The following is a 16,431-nucleotide window of genomic DNA, read 5'->3' on the forward strand; positions in this document are numbered from 1 at the left end:
GACACACATTCCCCTGTAAGGGCGAGAAAACCTCGCCCCTACAATTTGGGTAATTTGTACAAATGTATGCTACACATCTCCCCCCTTTTTAAGGGGGGTTGGGGGGGATCATCTGTAGCGTTAATAAGGGAATTTCATATAACTTTCCTCAAATTGGTTAACTGATTTCATCTGAATCTACCCACTCACTATAGGAGGAATCATAACCGATATAATGAACATAATATTGATCTCCTTCAATTTTTTCAATAATAGCGGAATACCATTCTTCCTCCTCATCATCCCAAACTTTCACCTTTTGACCTATTCCATATCCATTATCATCCGTTGCACTATGATCTCGAACCCGAACATCATCTTCATCCACCCACTCATCATCCGATGAACCATAACCGACATAATGAATAAAATACTCGTTTCCTTTCACTTTTTGGATTGTAGATTCATACCAATCTTCATCCTCTTCATCCCAAACTTCTACCGTTTGACCGACTTGATATTGAGTCGAACCCGAAGAAACAGAACCCGATACCGGATTAGAATTAATCGGTAAAGTTCCTGTTGGTAATTCAGATTTTACAGACTCTTGAGCGTGTAAAATCAGTTTACGTGCAACGGTTTGAATTCCTGTATGTTGATAATAATTCGTGCTTTGATCAATAAAAGCAGCAACAAAATCTAAATTATCATCCGCAATTTGGATACAATTTCCCAACGCATTAAAAATAGATTGGGGCGTGATTCCAGTTTGAGCGACTAAATTATTAATCCAACTCTGAACCGCATCAAACCCTTGGTTCAGAAAACCCAATTTATCCGAGGCTGTAACCCCCGGAATAAAATTACTCAAGGTTGAAAATACGGGATTTTGTGTTAAAATACTGGTATCAGATTGAGCAATTGTTTGATGGATTTTACTTAAAAAGTTAGGGCCTAATGGCAACATTCCATCTAAACAAACTAAAGCCACCATCCGCATTAATGCGGCATCTTGATAATTATTATTTAGGGCTTTAACAAATTCTTGAGGGTTAGGTTGAGGAATGCCATTTAACTTACAAAAAGCAATAATCTCAACGGCAATTTTTAAAACCAAATCAAAGCTTTGGGTAACTTCAGGTTTAGGCGTAATACTGCTTAAAATCGACAGAAAGCTGATTTTTTCTCCAACTTTATTGGCTAAAGCCGCCGTTGCCATTGCTACATCAGCCGTATCAATCGTTTGATATAATTGAACGGCTGATTGATAACCAGATTTTGGATCATGATATAAAACAACAGCCCGATCTCGAATTTTTTGGATGATTTGAGTATCGGTTTCCCCTGTAATAGTACGAATACTATTCTCAAATCCGACTAAATTTGTCCACTGTCCCGGCATTAAATAATCAATAGCCTTTAAGACTTTCACCGTAATATTATCGGCGGGAAGTTCATCCACTAACTGCACAATAGATTTATCCATAAATCAGAGCCTCAACCCTCTAAATTGTTACCTCAAATTCTACTCTATTAACCTTAACAATCAGGATTTCTTTATCAAAATTTTAAATTGAGGCTCAACTATTATTCTTAAAATAACAAATAGTGACACCAATCCTGTAATATAATGATGTGTCACCCCTTGCCTTGGTTTCAACTTCATGCTTTGCGACTACTTAGTACAAATTCTCACCGCCCGTGTTTACGATGTTGCCCAAGAAACACCCCTAGAATACGCTCCTAACCTCTCCGCCCGTCTGAATAATAAATTACTTTTGAAGCGAGAAGATATGCAGTCTGTCTTTTCCTTCAAATTGCGGGGAGCATATAACAAAATGGCTCATCTTTCTCCTGATTTATTAAAGCAGGGAGTGATTGCCGCATCAGCCGGAAATCATGCCCAAGGTGTTGCTCTCGGTGCGTCTCAATTGGGAACAAAAGCGATTATTGTCATGCCTGTAACCACCCCTCAAGTTAAAGTCAATGCCGTTAAAGCAAGGGGGGGTGAAGTGGTTTTATATGGCGATACTTTTGATGAAGCTTGTGCTTATGCTCGTCAATTAGAAGCCGAAAAAGGATTAACTTTTATTCATCCTTTTGATGACCCCCATGTGATTGCCGGACAAGGTACAATTGGCATGGAGATTTTAAGACAATATCAACAACCGATTCATGCTATTTTTGTTGCCATTGGTGGGGGGGGATTAATCTCAGGAATTGCGGCTTATATTAAACGATTACGTCCTGAAATTAAAATCATCGGAGTTGAACCCGTTGATGCCGATGCTATGTCACAATCTCTCAAAGCCGGACATCGAATTAAGTTATCGCAAGTAGGGTTATTTGCGGATGGTGTAGCGGTGCGAGAAGTGGGGGAAGAAACCTTCCGGTTATGCCAAGAATATGTGGATGAAATTATATTAGTAGATACGGATGATACTTGTGCGGCAATTAAAGATGTTTTTGAGGATACCCGTTCTATTTTAGAACCTGCTGGAGCCTTAGCAATTGCAGGAGCAAAGGCTTATGTTGAACGAGAACAAATTCAAGGACAAACCTTAGTCGCCGTTGCCTGTGGGGCGAATATGAATTTTGATCGCTTACGATTTGTAGCAGAACGCGCCGAATTTGGAGAACGTCGAGAGGCTATTTTTGCGGTGACAATTCCTGAAGAACCTGGAAGTTTACGCAAGTTTTGTGAATGTATTGGAAAGCGCAATTTAACTGAATTTAACTATCGCATTGCCGATGAACAAGAAGCCCATATTTTTGTGGGAATGCAGATTAAAAATCGGGCTGATGCAGCAGAAATGATCAAAAATTTTGAACAAAATGGCTTTAAAACCATAGATTTAACCGATGATGAATTAACGAAATTACACCTGCGGCACATGGTCGGCGGACGGTCTGGTTTAGCCCATCATGAATTACTGTATCGGTTTGAATTTCCTGAACGTCCAGGGGCGTTAATGCAGTTCGTTTGTTCCATGAGTCCTAACTGGAATATTAGTTTATTTCACTATCGCAATAATGGGGCAGATTATGGTAGAATTGTGGTAGGAATGCAGGTTCCCCCTGAAGAAATGGCAGAATGGCAAGCGTTTTTAGATACATTAGGTTATCGCTATTGGGATGAGAATAAAAATCCAGCCTATAAACTGTTTTTATCCCAAAAATAAAACAACTTTTTAACTCACCCCCCACCCCGTCTGCCTAATCATCGGGTTGTTGTACAACTAATACAGAACATTGAACGTGATGCACCGTATAATTACTGACACTTCCTAAAAATAATTCGGCTAATTCTGAACGGTTACGTCTGCCAATGACGATTAAATCAGCCTCCCATTTTTTAGTAATTTCTCGTATCCAATATCCGGCTTCTCCGATTTGATATTCGGTTTCAATGGAAATACCTTGCTGTTCGGCATAATTGACAAAAGTTGATAACCATCCTGCCACTTCATTAATTTCTTGTTCAATTAATTCATGTTGAATTTGTGCCACCTGGTTTAACCGTTGACCATATAAATCTCCAGGGGAACCTAAAATCATCGGTGATACAGTAATAGAATGAAAGAGTTTTAACTGACTTTGATAGAGTTTAGCCAGTTGTAAGCCTTGGTGAAAGACAAACTCTGCTTGGGGAGTGCGATCAATTGCCACTAAAATTTTGTGATATGCCATGCCTGTGCCCTCCTTCCTCTGTTTTAATTCCCTCATGGGCTAAAAGCTCAAATCTTTGCTCCCAAAGGGATTGATTTCCTCTAATCTTATTTTAAACTAAATTTGACCCTTTTTGACCCAAGAATGCTATATTTGAAGGTTGGGCGATCGCTGATAATGCTCAACATCGTCTAACTAATCTTTTTCGTTACTATCGAGCTATATGAGTCAAAACTACCGCATTACTCTTCTTCCAGGCGATGGCATCGGCCCTGAAATTATAGCGGTGGCTGTCGATGCGTTAAAAGTCGTCGGAAAACAACTCAGCATTACTTTCGATTTTCATCAAGCGTTGATGGGGGGGGCGGCGATAGATGCTACCGGGGAACCCTTACCAGCAGAAACCTTAGAACAGTGTCTCAAGAGTGATGCGGTACTGTTGGCAGCCATTGGCGGATACAAGTGGGACAATTTACCCCGTCATCAACGGCCCGAAACTGGGTTATTGGGGTTACGGGCGGGATTAAAATTATTTGCGAATTTGCGTCCTGCGACAATTTTACCCCATTTAATTGATGCCTCTTCTTTGAAAAGAGAAGTGGTAGAAGGGGTGGATATTATGGTTGTCCGCGAACTGACAGGGGGAATTTATTTTGGACAACCCAAGGGAATTTTTCAGACGGAAACCGGGGAGAAACGAGGCGTTAATACAATGGCCTATACGGAATCAGAGATTGATCGCATTGGCCGTGTGGGGTTTGAAACCGCCCAGAAGCGTCGAGGGAGACTTTGTTCTGTAGATAAGGCGAATGTGTTAGATGTTTCTCAGTTATGGCGCGATCGCATTACCCTTTTAACCTCAGAATACCCCGATGTCGAATTATCTCATTTATATGTGGACAACGCTGCCATGCAGTTAGTTCGCGCCCCTAAACAGTTTGATACAATCGTCACGGGGAACTTATTTGGCGATATTCTCTCCGATGCGGCGGCGATGTTAACGGGCAGTATCGGAATGTTACCCTCAGCGAGTTTAGGGGAATCTGGCCCTGGGGTCTTTGAACCCGTCCATGGTTCAGCGCCGGATATTGCGGGCCAGGATAAAGCCAACCCCCTTGCCCAAGTCCTGAGTGCTGCGATGATGTTACGGTATGGTTTAGATCAACCCGTTGCGGCGGATCTGTTGGAAAATGCTGTTTTAAAAGTATTAGATCAGGGATATCGCACGGGGGATATTATGTCTGAGGGCATGAAATTAGTCGGGTGTCAGGAAATGGGAGAAATGTTGTTAAAGGCATTAGAAGAAAATTAATTTTAACCCTGTAGAGACGTTGCATGCAACGTCTCTACGGGGGTTTTAGGGATAATCTGATTAAACTTGAGAAGGTTTTAAACTGACTGGTGAGGAATTCAAACTCGGAGAATGGGAATTGTTGTTTGATTCCTTAATGGGATTACGGGACTCAATTAATTGAATAGCGCGATTTACACTTTCGGGTAAAATCACCACTAACGAACCCCCCCCAGCCCGGTCTAAAGCAGTATTAATCGCTTCGGTTTCATTCAAAATCATTTCATAACGAATCCGAGGCTCTGGAACTCGTCCTAAGACCTGCTGAATACCCTTACTAATTAATTCCGCCGCCGAACCCCGCTCTCGGCCACGAGTATCATCATCCTCCTTGACAATAATCTCATCAAAAATATCCGCCGAGAGTTGACCCAACATCACAAAATCTTCATCTCGGCGATCGCCAGGGCCACCAATAACCCCAATCCGAGGCCCTGGCCAATTTTTGACAAAAGCCCCTAATGCGGCATAACTGGCAGCATTATGGGCATAATCAATCAAGGCGTGATAGCTACCCATATTAAATAAATTCATCCGTCCTGGGGTTTGGGATGTGGAAGCCACAAAGGTTGACAAACCCGCCCGAATATGCTCTATTTTTACCCCTTGAGCAAAAGCCGCTAAACAAGCCGCTAAGGCATTGGCAATCATAAACGGAGCCCGACCCTTCATCGTGATCGGAACATTCACCGCCTGCTCAATTCTAAGTGTCCAATCCCCTTTTAAAATCGACAAATAGCCATTTTCATAAACCGCAGCTAATCCCCCGGATTCCGTGTGTTTGAGGACAATTTCATTCTCAGGATTCATCGTGAAATAAGCAACTTGGGCTTTAACCCGTTCAGCCATTTGTACCACTAAGGGATCATCCGCGTTCAGCACCGCATAACCTTTCGGCATGACCACCTCAGCCACCACGCTTTTAACTTTTGCCATTTGTTCAATGGTATCAATATCCCCCAATCCCAAATGATCCGCCGACACATTCAACACCACCCCGACATCGCAGGTATCAAATCCTAAACCCGCCCGCAGAATTCCCCCCCGTGCACATTCGAGCACAGCCACTTCTACCGTTGGATCACGCAGAATCAATTGAGCGCTTTGGGGGCCAGTATTGTCTCCGGGTTCAGCTAAATGATCGCCGATATAAATACCATCAGTGGTGGTATAACCAACGGCTAACCCCGTTTGTTTAATGATATGGGCGAGTAAACGGGTGGTAGTGGTTTTTCCATTGGTTCCCGTTACGGCTAAAATCGGGACACGGCTGGGTTGACCGGGGGGAAATAACATATCCATCACTGCCCCCGCCACATTCCGAGGTAAACCCTCACTGGGGGCGACGTGCATCCGAAATCCCGGTGCGGCGTTAACTTCCACAATCACCCCGTCCACTTCCCGCAACGGTTTGGAAATATCCGGTGTCACCACATCAATTCCGGCAATATCCAGACCGATAATTTTAGCAATCCGAGCAAATAACCAAGCATTTTCCGGGTGAACTTCATCGGTACGGTCAATGGCACTCCCCCCCGTACTCAAGTTAGCCGTAGCCCGTAGAAAACAAATTTCCCCAGCCGGTAATACACTGTCTAGGGTATAGCCTTTCTCCGCCACCATAGACAGCACGGTTTTATCCACAACAATCCGGGTGAGGACGTTATCATGGCCATCACCGCGACGGGGATCTCGGTTGGTTTTTTCGATTAACTGTTCAATGGTTAATTGGCCATCCCCCACAACATGGGCTGGAACCCGTTCAGCTACAGCCACCATTTTGCCATTCACGACTAACACGCGATGATCTCGACCCGTATAGAAGCGTTCCAAAATCACACTATGGGTTTTAGAAGCGTTACTGGCTTCATCGTAAGCAGCAGCAGCCGTTTCCCATTTGGTAATATCCAGGGTAATGCCTCGGCCATGGTTGCCATCCAGGGGTTTAATGGCAATGGGATAACCCCCAACTTCATCAATGGCATCTTGCAGTTCATCAAAATAGCGAATGACTGTTCCCCTAGGAACTGGAACTCCTGCATCGCGGAGAATTTGTTTCGTGCCTTCTTTATCACAGGCCAACTCCACCGCTAATACTCCGGTTTGATTACTCAGTGTGGCTTGAATTCGTTTTTGATAACAGCCATAACCAAACTGAATCATAAATCGAGCATTCAGTTGTTGCCAGGGAATATCACGGGCTTCTGCTTCTTTGACAATGGCTTCTGTACTAGGGCCGAGGGAGGCTTGGGCTTTTAATTCCTTGAGATCTTCAATATCCTGGGTGAGTTCTTCGGCTGGATAGGTTCCCGTATCCACAATACTTTGGCATAGGCGGACAGCGGCTCTTCCTGCATAACGTCCGGCGTGTTCGTTATCATACTCAAAGGCGACTTGAAAAATCCCTGGACTTGAGGTTTCACGGGTGCGACCAAATCCGGCAGTCATGCCCGCTAACTGTTGGAGTTCTAGGGCGACGTGTTCAATAATATGCCCCATTAACGTCCCCCGTTCTACGCGGCTGAGAAACCCCCCTCGGACTCCCGGTGAACAGTGATGTTCAACCAAACTCGGGAGAACAGACGTTAAGCCTTCATAGAAACCTGGAATATCGCAACTATAGCGTTCAGTTAATTCTTCTAAATCTAGGCGCATGACAATCAGGTGATGACGTCGGATGCTCCAGTAGTTTGGGCCTCTTAAGGTTTGTATTTTAAGAATTTTCATATCCGTGTGAGTCCGTGATGCAGGAATGTTCCAGGGCAATAGTCCGCTTTATTCAATTTCAAGCTAAGGTGATTTGGAAACTGTTTGCAGTGAACAGTTTTTTTAAAACCATTGAATGCTGGGAGGTTGGGCCAGTGGGGATTTACAATTTTTGAAAGCTGAACCCTCAAAATCAAATAAAGCAGGGAGCCTGATGAGCCGTAGAGATGCCCTAATTAAAGGGTTTAACAACACCTTCAACCCGGCTCCTAGGAATTGTTCAAGGGCGGAAATTTTCTGTCCTGACTTCCCCTAGGCTATTCCCTCACCTTCAATCCTCAATGGCTTCAGTTAGGATTCCCTGATCGTAATCACCGGGAAAAACCTGGGCAACCTCCCACAGCCAGATTCCGATGTCCACGGTTTACACACTAGGGGCAGAACTCGGACGCCGGGAATGGAAGTTATACTGATCGCCATAGGACAAAATATGTACCCGGAGATTGAATACACTCAGGGGATCAGTCGCTCCCGCATTCACCAGATTGGTGTAGGACATTTCGTGGGTATCCACAATCGTAACAGTTCCTTTCCCCACCACCCGCAATAAACCTTCCGCTTCAAATAAGGCACAGGTATCTTCATCAATGCCAATGCCAATTTTATCGGGATGGGCTGCGATCGCACTGATCAGTCGTGCCATACGATTGCGGTTGTGGAAGTGTTGATCAACTAGCAATTCCGGTAGAATATCTAAGCCCGTTGCCATGTCCACCAGAGAACGGTTAGGAGATTCGCCACTTCCTCCCCCAGCAATCATGTGATGACCCATAACGGCAGCCCCCGCACTGGTTCCCGCTAAAGCCATCCGGCCTTGTCGGGCAGCAATGCGAATTTTCTCCATTAGCAGGGTATCGGCTAATAAACTATAAAGCCGGAGTTGATCACCCCCTGTCATGAATACCCCGGTACAGCCTTCTAAGTAGGCGTGCCATTTGGGCTCTTCACAATGATGACGTTCCCGAATATCAAAAATTTCAATGGATTTGGCCCCCATTTCCTCAAAGATTTTTTGATATCTTTCTCCTTGAATGGCGGGTTCGCGGGAGGCAGAAGGAATGATGGCTAGGTTGGCATTGGAAGCACCAGCCCGATGAAAAAAAGTTTGCAGAATCTCACGTCCATGAACTTTGTCTTCTGCTCCACCAATAATGAGAATAGAGGTTTTAGTTTGTTGGGGAATCATGTGTTCAAGGGCTTGAGATGTCAACTGCTGCATAGTGTATCTCCTAGTCATGAGAATAAGTTCAAGATTAGGGGCGTTTGTCACCACCTACGGCTTGTTACCAACAGTTGTTCGATTTGGCTACAATGAGTACAGATCTTTTTGAATTAATCTGTAACTTGGGTAAGCGACCTAAACTCCCCCTAATTGGATCGGGAAATTTCGAGAAACCTGATTCAGGTAGCTTTGCCCAATCAAAAAAAGCTAATCCATTTTAGTATATTTTGATACGAATTAAGAAATATTTAAGTTTATGGACTATCATATAGCATGACATCTTCTGTGCAAGTTTTTGCTTAAACTTTTTTTTGGGTCAGGTGATCCACTCGTCAATCTTAAATACTGTGCGTTTTGACATTATTACTCTATTTCCCGATTTTTTTGCCTCTCCCCTGAATTCAGGTCTTTTAGGTAAAGCTTTAGCAAAGCAAATTGCTGATGTCCATTTAGTTAATCCCCGTGATTTTGCATCGGATAAGCATCGCCGGGTGGATGATGAGTCCTATGGGGGGGGTGTGGGGATGGTCTTGAAACCTGAACCGATTTATGCAGCCGTTGAATCCTTACCCCAACTTCCTCGTCGAGAAGTGATTTTCTTAACGCCCCAAGGGGAAAAAATGCACCAAGGGTTATTCCGCAATTTAGCTTTAAATTTTGATCAGATTGTTTTAATTTGTGGGCATTATGAAGGTATCGATGAACGCATTTTGTCCTTAGTCACCCGTGAAGTTTCTTTAGGGGATTTTGTCCTGACTGGAGGTGAAATTCCTGCAATGGCACTGATTAATGGAGTTGTACGATTATTACCGGGAACGGTTGGAAAACAGGAGTCTCTCAAAGCAGAAAGCTTTGAAGATGGGTTACTGGATTACCCTCACTATACTCGACCTGCGGAGTTTCGAGGAATGCGAGTTCCTGATGTTTTATTATCAGGAAATCATCAGAAAATTGAGCAATGGCGAAAACAACAGCAACTTCAGCGCACCCGTGAGCGTCGTCCTGATTTGTGGCAAGATTGGATACAGGCGTCAGAAGGCAAGATTGAGGATGAGGGGACAAGGGAATAGATAGGATTTTGGTTGTCGGTCAACAACCAAGGGTCAACCGTCAACAATCAACAGTCAACAACAGTATGAATTCTGATACACCCGAAGAAGTCATTCGAGCTATTGATTGGGCCTTAAGTCAAGGGAATTTTAATCAAGCAAAAACCCTCTGTGCCCAAGCGAGTCAAGATTATCCTAATCATGAAAAAATTCAACGCTATGCTCGAATTTTAGCTTCTCGAAATTTGCCCTTTCATCAACTTGCTCCCAATCCAGATACACCCTTAAATCTTAATTGGGTGATTCAACATCGCCAACATTATCGGGGGAGATGGGTGGCGTTAGAAAAAGGGAATTTAATTGCAGATGCGAGTTCTATTGATGAATTATTTGCTCAAGTCGGAAAGGAAAAAATGAAAGATTTATTTTATACAATTATTTATTAATTTCCGACTGAGTTTCGGCAATATTTAACTTAAAATCTCGATTTATTGATATACTTTAAAATATAAAAATACCCTAGATAAAAGAGTGATATTGTTAAGGAGGTTTCACAGCGATAAAGTCTGGGATCAATTGCCTAGTGATTCAATCGGGGCAACCTTATACACAAATTAATTGAGTAATGCTATAATTAATAGTAGAAACTCTCGGATTAATCTCAATCCTTTTATCAGTCTTTTGGGCTAACCGTGACGGAGTGTAAGAATTGGCTGTTTTAGTGAGGGAAATGAAGGATTTATCACAAATTTGATAAATTTTCTGATTAGAGCCAATTTCTAGGGATTATTGGACGTTGACTAAGGTAAAAGTTGACGGATAAATTATTCTATCTTTCAGTTTATTCGTGGAAGAAGTTAACTCTGTCTTCTGGTAGAAGGTAAACCTTAATCAGAGAGATACAGTAGTGTTTAGCCAATCAAGAAAAGATAAGGAGAAAATCATGGCGACAGAAAAACGTGGATTTGCTTCCATGGACGAAGAAAAACAACGGGAGATAGCCAGCAAAGGCGGTAAAGCAGCCCATGAGTCAGGCCGCGCTCATGAATTTACTCCTGAAGAGGCCAGAGAAGCGGGCCGCAAAGGTGGTAAAGCAGTCAGCCAAGATCGCGAACACATGGCTGCTATTGGTCGTAAAGGAGGTAAAAATAGCCATAAAAAAGATAATGATAATGAACAAAATAATCAAGATAATGAAGAAAACTCATAATCTGGTTCCATAAAGTTTAATCTCAATTGAGATCAAACTTGGGTGTTTAAAAAAAGCTTCTGTTTGAAATAGTGATCAAAAACTGGGTTTTTCTTAAGATTAAGCCTAGTTTTTGCCCACTCTACCTGTGTAACAAGTTTTTAGACTCCAACGGAGAAGTCGTGACTCTGTTGGAGTTTAAGCTTTGGCAATAAAAGACTTGACATTCTTAGAGGGCTTGATTATAGTAGAATCACCTGGCATTGAGCCGGAAATTGACTTCTGCCTCATTGATCGGAATCAAAAATATAGCATTTAGCAAAGCAGTCAGGACATTAATGATCGCTGTGATCCTTAATTCTTAAGCGTTTTACTCCTATCCCTTGTCTTCTGTCTGTTGCCTATTGCTATATTTCTGATTCCGATCCTTGAGACTTTAGCCAAAACCACTCTCAACTTAGGGTTTTAATTCAATACGTTAGCTCTGGTGCTGACAGGATCAGTTTTCGAGTTCTATTTTGGACTTGGAAATAATATACTTTAATTTACACCAAGGGTCTGAAGGGTTAGAATTACAAACTTTATGAATGCTAGGCATCTAATTAGTTCAAATATTAGGAGTCTGTTATGAAACCTGTTACAGCACTTTATTGGGATTTTCAAAACGTTAAAATTCCTGATAAAAAAGTTCAACTATTGTATCAATACTTAGATCAAAAATTTGATTTATTGATTAGCAATGCTTACGCTTATTGGAGAAGAGAAAAAGAATTAGTAGAACAAACTGTTTTTCAGGTAGGAATTGAAACAATTACTGTTCCTTCGAGAGAAAAGAATGCCGTTGACAATTTAATTATTAAGCATTGCAAAAAACATATTAACAATGATCGAAGAATTAGAAACGTGATTCTCATAACAGGAGATAAAGACTATTTAACCTTAGTTGAGGATTTAAAAAAATTAGGAATAAAAGTTATCTTAATTTATGGTAGCAATATTTCTCAAGGCTTAAAAAAAGCTGTTAATGAGGTTTATCAGATTAATCAAATTGTTTCTATTAATCCAAATCAGGAAGAATCTAAAAAACTAGAGCATCCGGCTTTGGTTACTTACGAAGAAGCTAAAAAATACTTAATTGAGTTGATCAAAACAGTTCAAGCAAAAGGGAAAAAAGCGACTCTTGCTTTAATGGGTAATTTAATTAAAGATCATCCTCGAATTTCGGGCTGTAAAAAAGTTTCATATTGCAGACCGGATGGAAAGATTGTTTCTAAATTTAGTAAATTTGTAGAAGCGGTAATTCAGGAGGGAATTATTAAAAAAAATCGCAATGGAGAGTTGATTTTAGTTACAATTTAGAAAAATAGCGATCGCCTCCCGTGGGGGGAAGCCCATCGCTTTCATCCGATATAGAAATCCGCGCCAAGGTTGTAATATTTTATTGTAGGGGTGATGTTAATCCCAACCGTTTTTGTGGTTAAGTTTGGAAGGACATAACCCCTACAGTATTGAATCATAAATCTTATACGGATTCCTATATAATGATGACAAAACTACCCGAAATCAAAAACGAACAATTGCGACTACAAGCACTCACCCATCGTTCCTATATTAATGAACATCCTAATGCAGGAGAAGACAATGAACGATTAGAATTTTTAGGGGATGCGGTCTTAGGATTTTTAGTGGGAGAATTGCTATTTAAAAAACGTTATCCCGAAGACATGGCAAAAATGAGTGAAGCGAATATGACGCGCTTACGGTCAGCATTAGTCGATGAAAAACAACTCGCTAAATTTGCAGTTCAATTTAATTTAGGGGAATTATTACGGTTAGGAAAAGGAGCCATTCGAGATGGGGGACGAACTAACCCCGCTTTACTGAGTGATGCCTTTGAAGCTTATATTGGTGCTTATTATTTAGATACAAATATTGATGCTGTTCGAGATTTTATTTATCCTTTATTTTCGGCTGTTGTCAATGAAATTATTTTTCCCCAAGCAGAAACAACACCCCAAACCTTAATTGATTGTAAAAACCGCTTTCAACAATGGGCCTTAGCGGAATACGGTGAAAACCCGAAATATTATGTCGTCGGAGAATCTGGGCCAGATCACGCCAAGGAATTTCGGACAGAAGTTCGGGTTAGGGACAAAGTATATGGTTATGGGAAAGGACGCCGAAAACAGGATGCGGAGAAAAGAGCCGCAGAAGTCGCGTTACAAAAATTGGGTTTGCTTTGATGATCAGTTATCAGTTATCAGTTATCAGTTATCAGTTATCAGTGGGTTTACGGCTTAAAATCGTTGAGCGAGGGTAGCTCTAGCGTTCTTCCACTTCTCTTGCTTCTCCTGCTCCCTATCTGACATTCTTATTTTCATAGGCTTTTCTCTATGTCAAGTTTATTGAGTATTGTTTCTTATCAATGTCTGGAATCTAGTGGTTTTTCGTTAACTAAAACAACAGAATCATTGTTTTAGTAGCCGATTTTGCCTCAAATTGCCATTTTTGATAACTTTTAATTATTGAAAATATAAATTTTGGTCAAATAAAGTGATGAATGATAAGCTAAACTTGATCACTATATTTAAGAAAAAATAAAAATTTGACACTAAAAAGTAGTGACATATTGGAAAAAAGCTGTTATCTTTATAGATAAGAACAGTCTTAACACGACTTCTTTATTAATTCGGCTCTAGCCAAAGTCACCTTAACCCTAGGGTGATGTTTAATCTAGCTTATTGCCTTTCAGGACAAGCTAGATCCCTTGTGTTCAATGATTTAACTACTACAAAACCTATTTTGTAAGTAGCAACCTATTGTTTTAAAGGCAGGTTGTTAGGAGATTTTATGTCTCAATTTTCAAACCATTATTCTCGCAGAAAATTTTTAATTACAGCCGGAGTTTCTGCCGCTAGTACCATCTTTTTAAAAGGATGTTTAGGCAACCCACCCGAACCCACAGCGAATGCAGGAAATTCACCTAGTACAGTTGTTCCTGTGGCAAATATTAGCCCAGAACAAGCTCCAGAAGTCACAAAAATTAAACTCGGTTTTATTCCCATTGTGGAATCTGCTCCATTAATTATTGCTAAAGAAAAAGGCTTTTTTGCTAAGTATGGTATGAGTGATGTTGAAGTTTCCAAACAAGCAAACTGGGCTTCAGCACGGGATAACGTTACTATTGGGTCAAATGGAGGTGGAATTGATGGGGGACAGTGGCAAATGCCTATGCCCCATTTAATGACAGAAGGCATTATTACCGGGGGCAAAAAAGTTCCTATGTATGTCTTAGCTCAATTAAATACAAATGGCAATGGTGTCGCAATTGCAAATACCCATTTAGGGAAAGGGATCGGCTTAGATATTAAAAATGCTGCTGAATATATTCGCAGTTTTTCCAGTACCAATGGCCGTAAATTTAAAGCGGCTCATACCTTCCCCAATGTTAACCAAGATTTTTGGATTCGTTATTGGTTTGCAGCAGGCGGAATAGACCCCGATATTGATATTGATTTGATTGCAGTTCCTCCCGCAGAAACGGTTCAGGGAATGCGGAATGGAACGATGGATGCCTTTAGTACAGGCGACCCTTGGCCCTATCGAATTGTTGCTGATAATATCGGTTATATGGCTTGTATTAGTAATGAAATATGGCCCTATCATCCTGAAGAATATTTAGCCATTCGTGCTGACTGGGTTGATCAAAATCCAAAGGCAACAAAAGCCCTATTAAAAGGCTTAATGGAAGCCCAACAATGGTGTGATAAACCTGAAAACCGAGCCGAATTAATCACAATTGTTTCCGGGCGGAATTATTTTAATATTCCCAAAGATGTGATCACTCCTCCCTATCAAGGAAACTATCAGATGGGAGACGGAAAACCGGCTATTCAAGACTTTAATAAAGGGCCGTTATATTGGAAAGATCCCATTGGTAATGTTTCCTATCCCTATAAAAGCCATGATTTATGGTTTTTAACTGAAAGCATTCGTTGGGGTTTCCATCAAGGTCAAATTCAAGATATTGCTCAAGCTAAAGCTCTTGTTGATAAGGTAAACCGCGAAGATATTTGGCGGGAAGCGGCTCAAGAAGCTGGATTTACGGCTGATATTCCGACTTCAACTTCAAGAGGAGTTGAAAAATTCTTTGATGGAATTACTTTTGATCCCGCAAATCCTGAAGCTTATCTTCAAAGTTTAACCATCAAAAAAGTATAGTGATCACTTTAGAATTAAGAATAAAGCTATAGGAATTATAGATAATTCTTAATTCTTAAAAAGTAAATCCTCCCCATTCTTATTGTAAACCGAAAAAACTTTCAAGGAGTTGTAACAAAATGACAAGCGTAGCCAAAAGAAGATCAAATGGAAATAGCTTTGCTGATAACCTCGGTGAATTTTGGAAAAAGAACTCACAAAATATTATTCTTCCCTTAATAGGAACCCTGGGTTTTTTAATAGTTTGGCAACTTTTATCTCTATCAGGAATTACCCGTTTACCAGGGCCATTAAGTGTAATTACCAATGAACAAACCCGCATTTTATTAATGTATCCCTTCTATGACCGAGGGGGTTTAGATAAAGGCTTATTTTGGCAAACCTTAGCCAGTTTAGGACGGGTAGCTCAAGGCTATTCAATTGCTGCCATTGTTGGAATTAGCGTGGGAATTTTAGTCGGAACAAACCCAATTTTAGATAAAGCCTTAGATCCCTTATTTCAATTCTTACGAATGGTTGCACCTTTAGCCTGGGTTCCTATTGCCTTAGTTGCCTTTCAACAAAACCAACCCGCCGCGATTTTCGTGATTTTTATTACTTCCGTTTGGCCGATTTTAATCAATACCAAAGAAGGCGTTAAACAAATTCCTGATGATTACAATAACGTTGCTCGTGTGTTGCAGTTATCTCGCAAAGAATATTACTTAAATATTCTGTTTCCTTCTGCCTTACCTTACATTTTTACGGGATTAAGAATTGCCGTTGGTTTAGCTTGGTTAGCGATTATTGCAGCCGAAATCGTGATGTCCGGTATCGTCGGAATTGGTTTCTTTATCTGGGATGCTTACCAACAAAACTATATCAGTGACATTCTTTTAGCCGTCGTTTATATCGGTGCAGTCGGTTTAATTTTAGACCGAGGTATTGGTTACATTCAACAATTAATTGTTCCCGGTGAAAGAAAGTAAACCCGTAGGGTGCGTAA

At 41.2% G+C, this 16,431-nt stretch carries 13 protein-coding genes; 9 read left to right on the plus strand and 4 right to left on the minus strand.

The annotated features are described in order from the left end of the window. Nucleotides 1–157 precede the first annotated feature (157 nt). Nucleotides 158–1,465 carry a hypothetical protein gene (locus tag H6G57_RS07080; RefSeq protein ID WP_190517168.1) on the minus strand — a complete coding sequence of 436 codons (1,308 nt, stop codon included), beginning with the start codon at nucleotides 1,463–1,465 and terminating at the stop codon, nucleotides 158–160. 178 nt (nucleotides 1,466–1,643) lie between these two features. Between H6G57_RS07080 and ilvA the strand changes: the two genes are divergently transcribed. Then, the gene (gene ilvA, locus H6G57_RS07085; RefSeq protein WP_190517170.1) at nucleotides 1,644–3,161 is read left to right on the plus strand and encodes a threonine ammonia-lyase, biosynthetic; all 1,518 of its coding nucleotides are present in this window, start codon (nucleotides 1,644–1,646) and stop codon (nucleotides 3,159–3,161) included. A 34-nt stretch (nucleotides 3,162–3,195) separates the two neighbouring features. On the opposite strand, the gene H6G57_RS07090 is transcribed toward ilvA, so the two are convergent. Beyond that, nucleotides 3,196–3,669 (minus strand): universal stress protein, encoded by a 474-nt coding sequence (locus tag H6G57_RS07090; RefSeq protein ID WP_190517171.1) that lies wholly within the window; start codon nucleotides 3,667–3,669, stop codon nucleotides 3,196–3,198. Nucleotides 3,670–3,871: 202 nt separating this feature from the next. Here H6G57_RS07090 and leuB point away from each other — a divergent pair, with 202 nt between their 5' ends. After that, nucleotides 3,872–4,960 carry a 3-isopropylmalate dehydrogenase gene (gene leuB, locus H6G57_RS07095; RefSeq protein WP_190517173.1) on the plus strand — a complete coding sequence of 363 codons (1,089 nt, stop codon included), beginning with the start codon at nucleotides 3,872–3,874 and terminating at the stop codon, nucleotides 4,958–4,960. Nucleotides 4,961–5,020: 60 nt separating this feature from the next. On the opposite strand, the gene cphA is transcribed toward leuB, so the two are convergent. Together cphA and H6G57_RS07105 are read right to left on the minus strand one after the other, a co-directional pair. Continuing rightward, a complete protein-coding gene (gene cphA, locus H6G57_RS07100; protein ID WP_190517175.1) occupies nucleotides 5,021–7,726 on the minus strand; it encodes a cyanophycin synthetase in 2,706 nt (901 codons plus the stop codon). A 403-nt stretch (nucleotides 7,727–8,129) separates the two neighbouring features. Continuing rightward, nucleotides 8,130–8,984, minus strand: coding sequence for a cyanophycinase (locus H6G57_RS07105; protein ID WP_190517177.1), 855 nt, complete (start codon nucleotides 8,982–8,984; stop codon nucleotides 8,130–8,132). A gap of 350 nt (nucleotides 8,985–9,334) precedes the next feature. On the opposite strand from H6G57_RS07105, the gene trmD reads away from it, so the two are divergent. From trmD to ntrB, 7 genes are all read left to right on the plus strand, one after another. Beyond that, nucleotides 9,335–10,057, plus strand: a complete 723-nt coding sequence (gene trmD, locus H6G57_RS07110; protein ID WP_190517179.1) for a tRNA (guanosine(37)-N1)-methyltransferase TrmD — start codon at nucleotides 9,335–9,337, stop codon at nucleotides 10,055–10,057. 65 nt (nucleotides 10,058–10,122) lie between these two features. Beyond that, nucleotides 10,123–10,482: a hypothetical protein gene (locus H6G57_RS07115; RefSeq protein ID WP_190517180.1), complete on the plus strand. Its 360-nt coding sequence runs from the start codon at nucleotides 10,123–10,125 to the stop codon at nucleotides 10,480–10,482. Between the two features lie 497 nt (nucleotides 10,483–10,979). Further along, a complete protein-coding gene (locus tag H6G57_RS07120; protein ID WP_072718569.1) occupies nucleotides 10,980–11,246 on the plus strand; it encodes a KGG domain-containing protein in 267 nt (88 codons plus the stop codon). 606 nt (nucleotides 11,247–11,852) lie between these two features. Then, nucleotides 11,853–12,584 carry an NYN domain-containing protein gene (locus H6G57_RS07125; protein ID WP_190517182.1) on the plus strand — a complete coding sequence of 244 codons (732 nt, stop codon included), beginning with the start codon at nucleotides 11,853–11,855 and terminating at the stop codon, nucleotides 12,582–12,584. 185 nt (nucleotides 12,585–12,769) lie between these two features. Then, nucleotides 12,770–13,468: a ribonuclease III gene (gene rnc, locus H6G57_RS07130; RefSeq protein ID WP_190517184.1), complete on the plus strand. Its 699-nt coding sequence runs from the start codon at nucleotides 12,770–12,772 to the stop codon at nucleotides 13,466–13,468. Nucleotides 13,469–14,075: 607 nt separating this feature from the next. Beyond that, nucleotides 14,076–15,446, plus strand: coding sequence for a CmpA/NrtA family ABC transporter substrate-binding protein (locus H6G57_RS07135; protein ID WP_190517185.1), 1,371 nt, complete (start codon nucleotides 14,076–14,078; stop codon nucleotides 15,444–15,446). Between the two features lie 119 nt (nucleotides 15,447–15,565). Next, nucleotides 15,566–16,414: a nitrate ABC transporter permease gene (gene ntrB / locus H6G57_RS07140; RefSeq protein ID WP_190517187.1), complete on the plus strand. Its 849-nt coding sequence runs from the start codon at nucleotides 15,566–15,568 to the stop codon at nucleotides 16,412–16,414. Nucleotides 16,415–16,431 lie beyond the last annotated feature (17 nt).

This window comes from Planktothrix sp. FACHB-1365 (assembly GCF_014697575.1).
Taxonomy (GTDB): domain Bacteria; phylum Cyanobacteriota; class Cyanobacteriia; order Cyanobacteriales; family Microcoleaceae; genus Planktothrix.